This window comes from Cupriavidus pauculus, from assembly GCF_008801835.1.
GTDB classification, from domain to species: Bacteria; Pseudomonadota; Gammaproteobacteria; order Burkholderiales; family Burkholderiaceae; genus Cupriavidus; species Cupriavidus pauculus.
Window position 1 is genome coordinate 128,318 of sequence record NZ_VZOW01000013.1, and the last position, 11,814, is coordinate 140,131.

The window sequence follows — 11,814 nt, forward strand, 5'->3', positions numbered from 1 at the left end:
TAAGACCCGCAGATGCCGTTCATTTCCCATTACTCATGCCGCGAAGCAACGCCCAGCACGCCGACGACGCTCCCGAGGCGCCAAAGAAAGAAGAGCTGCTCGATTCCCTGACCAAGGGGCTCGCCTTGCTGCGCCTGTACGCCAGCGGCGTGGAGCGGCTGACCATGCAGGACGTGGCCGAACAGCTCGACGTGACGCGCGCCGCGGCGCGCCGCCTGCTGCTGACGCTGGCGCACAACGGCTACGTCGCCCAGCAAGGCCGCCAGTTCGTTCTGACGCCGAAGGTGATGGATCTGGGCTACGCGTACTTTGCGTCGATGAACCTGCCGCAACTGGCACGTCCCTATCTGCAGGCGCTCTGCGCCGAAGTGGGCGAGAGTTGCTCGATCGGCATGCTCGACCGCGAATCGGTGGTGCTGGTGGCGCGCGAGGAACCGAGCCAGTTGTTGCGGGTGGACATGGCGATTGGCCGGCGCATGCCCGCCTACGCGCATTCGCTGGGGCGCGTGCTGCTGGCCGGGCTGGACGACCACGCACTGGCCGCCTATCTCAAAGGGGCCGAGTTGCGCAAGCTGACGCCGTTCACGGTCGATTCGCGTCCCGCGCTGGCGCGCAAGCTGGCGCAGGTGCGACAGGACGGCTATTGCACGCTGATCAGCGAACTGGCCGACGGTTTCGCCGGGATCTCGGTGCCGTTGCGCGATCAGAGCGGCAAGGTCGTGGCGGGGCTCGGCATCAGCATGGTGCTGGGCAGCCGCGACGCCGCGCGGCTCGAGTCGCATCTGCTGCCGCCTTTGCAGCGCGCGGCCGCGAAGATCGAGTCGATTCTGAAAGCGCGCTGACCTCGGCGCGCGCCATCTCGTCATCCGCAGCCGCCCCGGCCGCGCCGCCAATAAAAAGCCCCGCAGGCCGGGGAGGTCGCGGGGCAGAAGTGGTAGCGGGGCAAGGATCCTGTTGCCCCGCTGAATATCTTGCAAGATCACGACGCGCCGCACATCACCCGATTGTGGGGAGCTTGGTGGGGTAGCGTACCGAGCCGAGACGTGAGGTGGTCCAAACGCCGCCCGAGCGCGGCGCGATGTGACCCATGCGGGTGACGCGGCGCGGTTAGGCGTGCGGCAGCGCTACAAATGAAGGAAATCGCTCGACCGATTCCGTGAACGCCGCCAACGCAGGATGCGCGGCCGGATCGACCTTACCCGGCAGCAACGCCTGGGTGAAGGTCCACACCACGGCAGCGGTCAGCCCGGCCTGGTCGAGCGCCTGCTCGGACGCCGGCAGCGGCAGCGTGGTCATTTCCCGCTCCAGCAGCGCGAAGGCGCTGTCACGCTGGCCATCGACGCGCGCCACCCACGGCGCATGCATTTTTTCCGACGGGCGGAGGTTGTGTTCGTAGACGTTCTGTACCGCCTTCTCGCATGCCGCCAGCGCCAGCCCGACGATGCGCAGCGCACGCTGACGCGCCGGCAGGTCCGACGGCATCAGGCTGCGCCCCGCCAGCGCCTCGGCATAGTCGATGATCAGCGTGGAATCCATCAGCACGACGTCGTTGTCGCACACCAGCGTGGGCGCCTTGACCACGGGATTGATCGCGCGAAACTGCTCGAAAGTGCTGAACACCGATACCGATTCGTGCGCATACGGCACGCCAAGCAATCGCATCGCGATGGCGGCGCGGCGCACATAGGGAGAATCGAGCATGCCAATCAGTCTCATCTTGTGGGCTCCAGGTCATCAAATTCGGAAGGCGGCGCGCCGGATCGAAAGCCGCCGGGCGCCAAGCGCGTCGCGGCGGCCGCCACAGCGCTGAAGTCTAACCAGATCGCTCACGTCCTGTGCAAAAACGGCCGGAGCATCGCGGGTGCATTGGCAGCCGCATTACACCAATGCATTTTTTTGATCATTTCAATCATTTTTATGATCGAACTAGTCAGTATCGACCATTTCGCCTACACTGCCGCCCAAGATTGATCGTTTCGATCAATCATCTGATCACAACACACAGGTTGCCGCCCCCCACGCGGCAGGAGACGACGATGCAGATTCATATCAAGCGCGCCATCGAGCGCGTGCCGGGCGGCATGATGATCGTGCCGCTGCTGATCGGTTCGCTGGTGGCCACGTTTATCCCGGATGGTCCAAAGTTCTTTGGGTCGTTCACCAATGCGCTATTCACGGGCGCGCTGCCGATTCTGGCCGTGTTCTACGTCTGCATGGGCGCGAGCATCAACATCAAGGCCACGCCCTATATCGTCAAGAAAGGCGGCGTGCTGTTTGCCACCAAGGTTGGCACTGCCATTGTCCTTGGCGTGATCCTCGGCCACTTCCTTGGCGAAGCGCCGGTCAGCGCGGGCATGTTCGCGGGGTTGTCGACGCTGGCGGTCGTCGCCGCGATGAACGACACCAACGGCGGCTTGTACATGGCGCTGATGGGACAGTACGGCAAGCCCGAGGACGTTGGCGCATACACCATCATGTCGCTGGAATCCGGGCCGTTCCTCACGATGGTGACGCTTGGCGTGGCCGGGCTTTCCGCATTTCCGTGGCCCACGCTGGTCGGCAGCATCCTGCCGCTGATGCTGGGCATGCTGCTCGGCAATCTGGATCGTGAAATGCGCGATTTCCTGAGCAAGGCCGTGCCAGTGATGATTCCGTTCTTCGCGCTGGCGCTGGGCGCGGGACTCGATCTGCACAAGGTCTGGCAGGCCGGCATGCTGGGCCTCGGGCTTGGCGTGGCGGTCGTGGTGGTGACTGGTACCACGCTCTATATCGCCGATCGGCTCAGCGGCGGCACCGGCGTGGCCGGTGTGGCGGCCGCCAGCACGGCCGGCAATGCGGCCGCGGTGCCGACACTCGTCGCCGCCGCCAATCCGGCCTACACGGAAGCCGCGAAGCACGCGACGATCCTCGTCGCCGCCTGCGTGGTCGTGACCGCCGTGATGACGCCGTTGGTCACTGCATGGGTAGCGCGTCGCGTGGCCGGCAAGACCGAAATGGCAGTCGGGCGGTCGCCGGCATGAACTGGCTGATCATCGCCGACGACCTGTCCGGCGCGGCCGACTGCGCGATCGGCTTTGCCGCGCACGGCGCGCGCACGGTCGTCACGTTGAACGCGGACACAGTGGCCGACATCGCGCATGCCGACGTCATTGCCGCCGACGCGGACAGCCGCCGCATGGCCCCGCAAGACGCCGCCGCGTGCAACCTCGACGTGTGGCGCCGCGCCGATGGCCAGGAACGACGCCTGTACAAGAAGATCGATTCCACGCTGCGTGGCAACTGGGCCGCGGAGACTGCGGCGTTGCAGCCGGCGGCCGGGCTGGCAATCGTTGCACCGGCATTTCCCGCCACGGGCCGCACCACGCAGGACGGGCGCATGTTCGTCCACGGACAGCCGCTCGAAGACACCGACATCTGGCGCGTGGAAAAGCTGAGCGGTCCCGCCGACATGGTCGACCTGCTGGCCGCGCAAGGTCTGCGCACGGTGCGCATGCCACTCCAGACGCTGCGCGCCGGCGCCGCTGCCACGCGATCGCAACTGGCCGCGTGGATCGACGCCGGATTTCACGCTGTGGTGTGCGATGCGGAGATCGAGCAGGATCTGCTCACGTTGGCCGCAGCGTCGCTCGCACTGGATGCCGCGCACTTCTGTGTCGGTTCCGGCGGCCTGGCGCGCGCGCTGTCCATGGCGGCGCCGCAGCCTGCGCAAGCGCCCGCCGGCGGCGTTACCCATCGCACCGGACCGGTACTGGCGCTGGTCGGCAGCATGTCCGGCATTTCTGGCAGGCAGGCGGCATACCTGTGCGAGCGCACGGCAATCGACTGCCTGAGCGTCGCGCCGCAGGTGCTGCGCAATGGCGTCGCCCATGCGGACTGGCACGCCACACAGCAATCGATCGGTGCCACGCTGCGCGCCGGCCGCGATATGCTGGTCAGCATCGGCCGCGACGACGCCTTCGACCCGGCGGAAGGTCCGCGCCTTTCCACCGCGCTGGCGGCGCTGGTGCTGCCGCACTTCGCCCACGTCGGCGGCCTGATCGCGACCGGCGGCGAAACCGCACGCGCGATGCTGTCCGCCGCAGGCATCGACGCTCTGGCGCTGCTGCGCGAAGTCGAACCCGGTGTGCCGTTGTCGGCCACCCTGGAATCCCCCGCCCGGCGCGTTGCCACCAAGGCTGGCGCGTTCGGCACCGAAGCCGCGCTATGGCTGGCCTGGCAGGCCATGCGCCAAGACTGAGATGGACAAATGAGCGACTACATTCCGATTATCGGCATCACGATGGGCGACGCCACCGGCATCGGCCCCGAAGTCATCGTCAAGAGCCTGGCGCACGACAGCGTTTACGCCCAATGCCGCCCGCTGGTCATCGGCGACGCGCGCCGTCTCGAACTGGCCGCCAGGCTGGTGAACTCCACGCTCAAGGTGCGCGCCATCGGCTCGCCCGATGAAGCGCGCTTCGAACCTGGCACGATCGACTGCATCGACCTGGGTCTGATTCCCGAAGACCTGCCTTTCGGCAAGATCTCGGCCGTGGCCGGCGACGCCGCGTTCCGCTATATCGAGCGTGCCGTCCAGCTGACGCAGCAGGACAAGCTGGACGCGATCTGCACCGCGCCGCTCAACAAGGAAGCGCTGCACGCGGGCGGCCACAAGTTCCCCGGCCATACCGAAATGCTCGCGCATCTGACCGGCACGCCGGAAGTTTCGATGATGCTGGTGGCGCCCAAGCTGCGTGTGATTCACGTCACCACGCACATCGGCCTGATCGATGCCATCCGCAAGATCGAGCCCGGCCTGGTGCAGCGCACGATAGAACGCGGTAACACCACACTCCAGCGCGCCGGCATCGCCGCACCGCGCATCGGCGTGTGCGGCATCAATCCGCACGCGGGCGAAAATGGCCTGTTCGGCCAGGGCGAGGAAGAACAGAAGATCATCCCGGCAGTGGAAGCGCTGCGCGCGCAGGGCGTGGACGTGGAAGGCCCGCTGCCGGCCGATACGCTGTTCTATCGCGCCGGCCGTGGCGATTTCGATCTGGTGGTGGCGATGTATCACGACCAGGGACACGGCCCGGTCAAGGTGCTGGGGCTTGAAGCCGGCGTCAACATTACCGTGGGCCTGCCCGTGATCCGCACGTCGGTCGATCACGGCACCGCGTTCGACATCGCCGGCAAGGGCATCGCGGATGAGCGCAGCCTGCTGGAAGCCCTGCGCCAGGGCGCGGAACTGGCCACGCGCCGCCTCTGAGCGGGCGGGCCCGACAGGCCGCTCGGCCTGTGGCCCCGCTGCTGTAAGATCGGGGGTCCTTTGCGATCCCCTTTTTGTTGCCGCCACATCATGAAAGCCGCCGACCGCCGCCGCGCCATCCTCGAACTCGTACTCGCGGGAGAGGACGCCAATGTCGACCGGTTGACGGCAAGCCTGGGCGTATCCGAGGCAACGGTGCGCCGCGACCTCACCGCGCTGGCGCGCGAGGGCCGCATCGTGCGCACTTATGGCGGCGCCGCGGCGCTGATGCAACTGGGCGGCCACGAACCCGAAGCCTCGCTGGAAGAGCGCAAGGCGCTGCAGCGCGAACAGAAGGAAGCGATTGCGCGGCTGGCCGCCTCGTTCGTGCAGGACGGTGACGCCGTGCTGCTTGACAGCGGGACCACCGCCGCGGCCCTGGCGCGGCTGCTCGCAGCGCGCGAGGACCTGCACGTCTACACCACCAACCTGCTGGCGGTCACCGCCCTGGCGGGACTGCCGAAGATCCGCGTAACACTGATCGGCGGCGACGTTCGCCCTTCAAGCATGGGCACGTTCGGACCGCTGGCGCAGGTGGCGCTGTCGCGCATCAGCGTGGACAAGGCGTTCCTCGGCGCCGATGGCGTGGTGGCCGGCGTCGGGTTGTGCGAGGCCACCGCCGAGCAAGCCTATCTGAAGGAATGCATCATCCGCCAGGCCGCCGATATCTTCGTGCTGGCCGATTCGACCAAGCTTGGCCGCGCGCGCCAACAACACTGGACGCCACTGGAACGCGCGTGGACGCTGGTGACGGACGCCGCCGCCACCGCCATCCAGCTCGATCCGTTCCATGCGTTGAAACAGGTGCGCGTCGCGGTGGCTGGCTGAACCACGGGGACAGCCTGCGCGGCGCGGCCATCGATCGACGCGCTGCTCGGCCAGGATGCGTCGGCGCACACGGCGGCAACAGCAACGCTGCGCCTCCGTCGCCGCCGGCGCGACTGGTCAGGCCAAATCCAGTTTGCTGCCGCGCAGCTCGATCTTCACCGGATCGGTCTTTTTCCACTGTTTCTTCGGCACCACCAGCCGCCAGACGGTGTCCTTGTCGCCGCCACGGAACAGCGCAACGACGCCCACATATGCGGTGTCGGCATGCATCGGCTCTGCCAGACTCACGCTGGCGTCGGGACGCAACACGACGTCGCTGGTAGCCAGCACATCGGCCTTCAGCAGTTCCAGGTCATTCGATTCGAGTTGCGCGTAACTCAGTTGCTCGAACGTCTGCGGCGTTTTCAGCTGATAGACGCGCACCACCGTCGACAACGGTTGTCCCGCGCCACTCGGATTCAGCGCGGCGCGGCTGACGAGATCGAGGTTCATCGTCTTGACCTCTGTCGTGAACGCCCATCGTGCCAAATCGACCGTACCGTCCGCTACCTTCTGCCCGACGCCGCAGCCCGCGACCAGCATGGCGGCCAACAATCCGATCGTGCTCCCAAACTGTCGCCTCATCGTTTTTATCCTCAACGTAATCAAGCTCGATGTTGTGCCGGCAGTGCGCCCCATTCAGCGGCGACGCACGCACGCATGACTGCCGCTCCAGATCCCCAGCCGAACGCGCGTGATGCGCGATGTCGACAGCCGGGATGCGTCGCCATCCGCACAGGCTGCGGCCGGGAGTTGCGTCGTGAAGCCGAGCCGCACTTGATCGCAACGCAAACCTGGCGCGGGCATCAGCGTCGGACGCACATGCATTTCAAGATGGGCATGCGCGGCATAGCCAAGGTAGAAGCGCAGCAGGCCGATTAGTGCCTGGTTCAAGGGCTTACCTGGCATCAGGCACAGCACGGTTTCACGCGACTGCGGCGTAATCACAACCCGCACGGCATTTGCACGATCGTAGAAGCCGCCGCCCAAAACACAGTTCTCGCCGAGCGGCATGCGATCGCCCTGATCGAGGCGCACCCAGACTGGATAAAACTCTTCCACCTTCACGTGCGCATCCGGCACCGCATCCTTCAGCACGCTGGCCAGGCCCTCCGTGGTGCGCGTGCGTTGCGTGCCAAGCCCGAGCATCGACAGCAGCCTGCGCGGTTCCAGCGGCTCGGCAGCATCGCCGCGCTGGCTCGTAGGCTCCGTGCCGAAGCCCAGTCCAAGCAGGCTTAGCAGACAGCGCGATACCTCGTCCCGCCCGCCCGGCCGGAAGCCCATCGGATAGCGATACTTCCGCGCGACGCGGTAGAACTGCGTCACGATGCGGTGGTGGAACAAGTCTAGAAACGCTGCGAGCGGCTCGGCCCCGTCGCGACGCTGCGCGATCTCGTCGACGAAATATGACGGCATGCGTGCATCGACGCCGTACAGCCCAAGGAACGTGGTTCTGACCACGGGCGGCGCGTCGGGAACATCGCCATCCCGCTCGACCATATGGATCTCGCGCGACGGAAAGCCCAGCTTGCCGTGCGATCGGAACCGCACTGGATCGCCCGCCGGCGAATCAGTCGTCCCGAGCGGTGCGCACTGCGGCGCCGCCAACTCGATCAGCTCGCAGAAGCGCAGAAAATTCATCAGCGGCGCATTGGCAAGCAGCGTCGGCAATAGGCGGCTTGCCGCAGCGTTGGCACTCAAGGCATCGGAATCGATCAAAACGGCGCTCCTTCCGTCTTGCTGTCGGCCCAGGCGAGCCGGGCGCCGCTTGGCTGCGACACGATGACGAGGCGCGTATAGAGATTCACGCCGGCGTACAACGACAGAAACCGGTTAAGCATCTCGCCGAACAGCGCAACATCGCCCGCGCCGGCGAAGCGCGTACTGTCCAGCGTTACCTCGATTTCCACGCCACGCAGCAGGCCGCCCTTGACCAGCTTCTGCAACGGCCGATGGCCTACGTCCTTGATCGCTTCGATCCGTCTGCGGTTCAGTTCGCCGTCTGTCCAGTCGTATAACGCCAGGCTGCCGCGCAAGATTTCCGCATCGAGCAGCGATAGGTAATTCGGCGCCAGATGGGACAACACGCGCCAGTGAAAGCGATCGGCCGTAGGCGGATACAGCGGTGCGGTGGGTGCGATGAGATTGCGCACTGCGACGATGCTCGTGAAGCCGCCGCGCATGCCGCTGATGCCGGCCTCGCGCAGGCCCTTGCGCGGCAACATGCCATTGGTGCCGGTCACCGATAGCGACAACGTTTCGTCCGGCAACGATTGCTGCTGGTCCCACGCATGACCGCCGAGCACCAGCCACGTGTCGAATCGGCCCGATGCGCCGCGCCGCACGCGAGTGTGGAAGTACCGCTCGGGCATCTCGTGGCGCAGCATGCCGCCACGATGGCGAAATGCCGCGAACGGGGTGTATTCGAAGCGCCGGCCGCTGCCGGCCTCGAAGCCGCGCACCGCATCGACCGCGTATGCGTCGACATGCTTGCCGTGCTGCTGCGTGCGCACGCGGTACTCGCATTCGAAATGATTGACGGAAACCGGATCGGCTTCCAGCTCGAACAGATTGATGATCGGCGTACAGAACAGCCGCACGTTCTCCGCCGAGAAGCGCATGTCGTCCGGAAACGGCTTGGCCAGCACCACTTCCACATCGACATGGGGCGCATCGTGGGGAATTGCGTCAAGATCGAGTCCCACAAGATCCACGAACATGAATTTCTCGGGGAAGGCAAAGTACTCGAGCAACAGTTGATAGCCGCCGAAGGCATTGTCCGGCTTTGGCCAAAGCCGTTCGTTTGCGTCGAATCCCGCTGGTTCCAGATGCAGGCCTGGCATCGCACGCGGTGCGCCCGGCCGCCCGGTCCCACTGAGCGGATCCGCAGGATTTTCCCGATCTTTCGGATCGGCCGAATTCGCTGAATTGACCGTGCTGTCCGGAATCCGAACCTGCAGCGCCAGCGGCTTCGCGGTCAACGCCGCATAGAGCGCCAGCGCGAGGGGGCGATCGCCATGAAGATAGAGCCGCAGACGAGGCACGGACAGCTGCTCGCGCCGGCCCTGCGTCTGCAGCGCCAGCCGCAAGCGAATCACCGAGCGGCCGTCCTCGCGTGTATAGGCGCCAGCTTCAGTCAGGCGCAACGGATAGAGGTCAACGGGCTGGGTTGTGCGATAGATGCACTCCACGCGCTCGCCCGAACCGTCGACCTGCGAATCCAGTGCGATCGGATCGGAGGTGACCTCCAGCCCGGCAGGCAACACCTCGTGGCGCTGCAGCGCGCCCAGATCCGGCGTCATCTCTAGGATCGACAGCGACGGAATCATGCGCAGGTAATGCGGCCAGAGCATGCTGACCAGTCCTTCCGTCAGTTCCGGCAGTTCATCATCGAGCTTGTGTCGGAGGCGGCCCATCAGGAATGCAAAACCCTCGAACAGCCGCTCGACATGCGGGTCGCGCTCTCCGATCCGGTCGATATTGAGCATGCGCGCGCGGTCGGGAAAAGCCTGCGCGAATTCCTTGCCGGCCTCGCGCAGGTAGCGCATTTCCGCCTCGTAATAGCGCAGAATTTCGTTGTCTTGGGTCGAATGGTTCATTGGGTGTCCGCTACGGTTGGACGAGCGCTACAGCGCGGGCGGGATCGATTGCGGTCATCTCGCCGACAAGCGCGTCGATGCGCTGCGCCAGCGCCACCTTGTCCGCGTCCTTGCGCATCACGCGGATCTTCAGCAGCTTCACCAGATGATGCTTGGCTTCAAACGCCAGCGATGGCTCCCATCGCGCCAGATGAAAACGCTGGGCGGCGCCGTCGATTGCGGATAGCAGATGAAGAGCAGTGTCGATGCGATCGGCCCGCTCGGCGACGCGCGCCATGACCACCTGACGCACGAATCGATCGCGCTCGCCGTCCTTCACCGGTAGGGTCTGCAGCCATGCAAACGCCGCGTCCAGTCCCTGCCGTGCGGCGATTTCGAGCGCCTGCGTTTCGGTCTCCGCCCAGTCCGTGCTGGCGGACGACACCGACACCGGCGAAACCGGGTCGCCGCGCTCGATGTCGCGCACGGTGGCGTGGCGCGCGATCCATTCCAGCGTCGTGTCGTCCGCGAACGGCGTGCCGTCGGAAAACGCAAGGTGCTCGAGGCCGGACAGGCGGTCCAGCATCAATGCGCAATCGGTCGCCAGCAGATCGCGCAAGCACGCGAACGCGGCCCCCGCGTGTTCCTGCCCGACGAACGCGTAGTACTGCAAATCGAGCCAGAAGTGGTTGGCGCCTTCGGCAAAGGCCTGTTCGATCCGGTCGAGCAACTCTGGCCACTGCTTTTGCAACATCAGCCGCTTGAGCTGAGTCTGCAATTCGGCGCGCGGCGCGATCAGCCGCGTCTTGCGCGCTGCATCGTGCGGCGGCAATTCGGTGAGCGTATCCCAGCGAATGCAGCGCATCAGCCGGTAAGCGGCGAGATAGCCGTGCGGCTGGTCCCTGAGGTACTGCGACATCTGGCGCGCCTGATCGAGCAAGTCGCGCGTCGACGTCACTCTGTCAGCGGTTGGCACTGCCGACACCGGCGCGGTCTGCGGCAGGCCCGATCGGTCAATCATCGCGTTAGTCCCGCTGCCCGGGGATTCGACACGGTCGGCGAGCCGGCGAGTGAGGCCTTCCAGCGACGGGCGCGCACCTTCCGGCCATTGCGCGGTACGCGCCAGGATCAACGCGAGCGAGGACATCGTGCGTTCAAGCGGTGCGCCGACAAGACCGTGTACGCGCTCGAGCCGGTCTGTGAATGTCGAGCCGGCCAGCCACTCCAACGCAGCCTTGCGGCTTTCGACACGCGCCGGCAACAGCTGCGCGTCGTAGCGGTCGATCAGCGCCGACAACAGCTCGAAGCCGTCGCCGACGCCTTCCGCACCATCGCGACGCATGCGGCCATACAGGTAATACACCGCGAGCCGCACATCCTTCGCCACCGTCTTCAACAGCCGCTCGGATGCGTCCACGATCAGCGTGTCGTCGATATCGGACAGCTTGGCGACTTCATCCTTGATTGCCAGGAATGCATCGTCGTAGGAGGGATCGTCGCCGGTGGGCGCACCGTCGCGCACCGGCAGCAACCACGCTTCCCATCGCGCCTGCGAAGATCTGGCCAAGTCCGTTGGCGCGCGCGGACCGAACAATGCCTTGAGGAGCTTGTTGAACATGCGCTTGCGTCCTTAGTGACCCATGACACCGCTATAGCGCGAGACAGCTTGCGGATACGCTGCGGAATAGTGCGGGGTGATCGGGGCGGCGTGGGTGGCTGGTTCGCCTTCGCTTGGTGTCGTCATCGCGTTCGCAGGCGGCGCGACCGCGACCAATTGGCGTGGCAGCAAATATCCGCCACCATCGATGCGGATAAAACCAGCGCGTGAATCATGCACATACCGATCGAAGAATCGGATCAGATTCGCGGACAGTTCGGGTGGATTCAACCACGCCTTCCAGTACGCCAGTTCATCTTCGGAGAGCGGCTCGTTTGTCACGCGTCGCCCGCCCGCAGTCTCGATCGTGCGCAGGTATTCGCTGCGGTCGGTGTTCCAGAGCCGGGTCAGATAGGAACGCCAGTTCATCGTATCGGCCTCGACCTTCAGGCGTCCGTGGTACTGCTGGATTCTTTGCAGTGCTT

The 11,814-nt window shown here is 65.5% G+C and carries 10 protein-coding genes and 1 pseudogene; 5 read left to right on the top strand and 6 right to left on the bottom strand.

Annotation, left to right across the window (positions count from 1 at the left end; genetic code table 11):
• Positions 1-35 precede the first annotated feature (35 nt).
• Positions 36-842, top strand: a complete 807-nt coding sequence (locus F7R19_RS15585) for an IclR family transcriptional regulator domain-containing protein (protein WP_150981169.1) — start codon at positions 36-38, stop codon at positions 840-842.
• 265 nt (positions 843-1,107) lie between these two features.
• Here the strand turns inward: F7R19_RS15585 and F7R19_RS15590 are convergent, their stop codons facing one another.
• Positions 1,108-1,716, bottom strand: coding sequence for a glutathione S-transferase family protein (locus F7R19_RS15590; RefSeq protein WP_061958929.1), 609 nt, complete (start codon positions 1,714-1,716; stop codon positions 1,108-1,110).
• Between the two features lie 320 nt (positions 1,717-2,036).
• Here F7R19_RS15590 and F7R19_RS15595 point away from each other — a divergent pair, with 320 nt between their 5' ends.
• The 4 genes from F7R19_RS15595 to F7R19_RS15610 all read left to right on the top strand — a co-directional run bounded on the left by F7R19_RS15595 (position 2,037) and on the right by F7R19_RS15610 (position 6,115).
• Entirely contained in the window at positions 2,037-3,020 is a 984-nt protein-coding gene (locus F7R19_RS15595) for a 2-keto-3-deoxygluconate permease (protein ID WP_150981170.1), read from the top strand.
• Complete coding sequence (locus tag F7R19_RS15600; RefSeq protein ID WP_150981171.1) at positions 3,017-4,237, top strand: four-carbon acid sugar kinase family protein; 1,221 nt, start codon at positions 3,017-3,019, stop codon at positions 4,235-4,237. Before F7R19_RS15595 ends, F7R19_RS15600 begins: the two co-directional genes overlap by 4 nt.
• A gap of 9 nt (positions 4,238-4,246) precedes the next feature.
• Complete coding sequence (gene pdxA / locus F7R19_RS15605) at positions 4,247-5,248, top strand: 4-hydroxythreonine-4-phosphate dehydrogenase PdxA (protein ID WP_150981172.1); 1,002 nt, start codon at positions 4,247-4,249, stop codon at positions 5,246-5,248.
• 90 nt (positions 5,249-5,338) lie between these two features.
• Entirely contained in the window at positions 5,339-6,115 is a 777-nt protein-coding gene (locus F7R19_RS15610) for a DeoR/GlpR family DNA-binding transcription regulator (RefSeq protein ID WP_061958926.1), read from the top strand.
• Between the two features lie 117 nt (positions 6,116-6,232).
• Here the strand turns inward: F7R19_RS15610 and tssJ are convergent, their stop codons facing one another.
• From tssJ to F7R19_RS15635, 5 genes and pseudogenes are all read right to left on the bottom strand, one after another.
• The gene (gene tssJ / locus F7R19_RS15615) at positions 6,233-6,739 is read right to left on the bottom strand and encodes a type VI secretion system lipoprotein TssJ (RefSeq protein ID WP_150981173.1); all 507 of its coding nucleotides are present in this window, start codon (positions 6,737-6,739) and stop codon (positions 6,233-6,235) included.
• 54 nt (positions 6,740-6,793) lie between these two features.
• Positions 6,794-7,795: a type VI secretion system baseplate subunit TssG gene (tssG, locus tag F7R19_RS15620; protein ID WP_150981181.1), complete on the bottom strand. Its 1,002-nt coding sequence runs from the start codon at positions 7,793-7,795 to the stop codon at positions 6,794-6,796.
• Between the two features lie 74 nt (positions 7,796-7,869).
• On the bottom strand, positions 7,870-9,753 hold the full coding sequence (tssF, locus tag F7R19_RS15625; RefSeq protein ID WP_150981174.1) for a type VI secretion system baseplate subunit TssF: 1,884 nt from the start codon (positions 9,751-9,753) through the stop codon (positions 7,870-7,872).
• Positions 9,754-9,763: 10 nt separating this feature from the next.
• Positions 9,764-11,350: a type VI secretion system protein TssA gene (gene tssA, locus F7R19_RS15630; RefSeq protein WP_150981175.1), complete on the bottom strand. Its 1,587-nt coding sequence runs from the start codon at positions 11,348-11,350 to the stop codon at positions 9,764-9,766.
• 12 nt (positions 11,351-11,362) lie between these two features.
• A pseudogene (locus F7R19_RS15635) lies at positions 11,363-11,814 on the bottom strand (hypothetical protein); the annotation flags it as partial.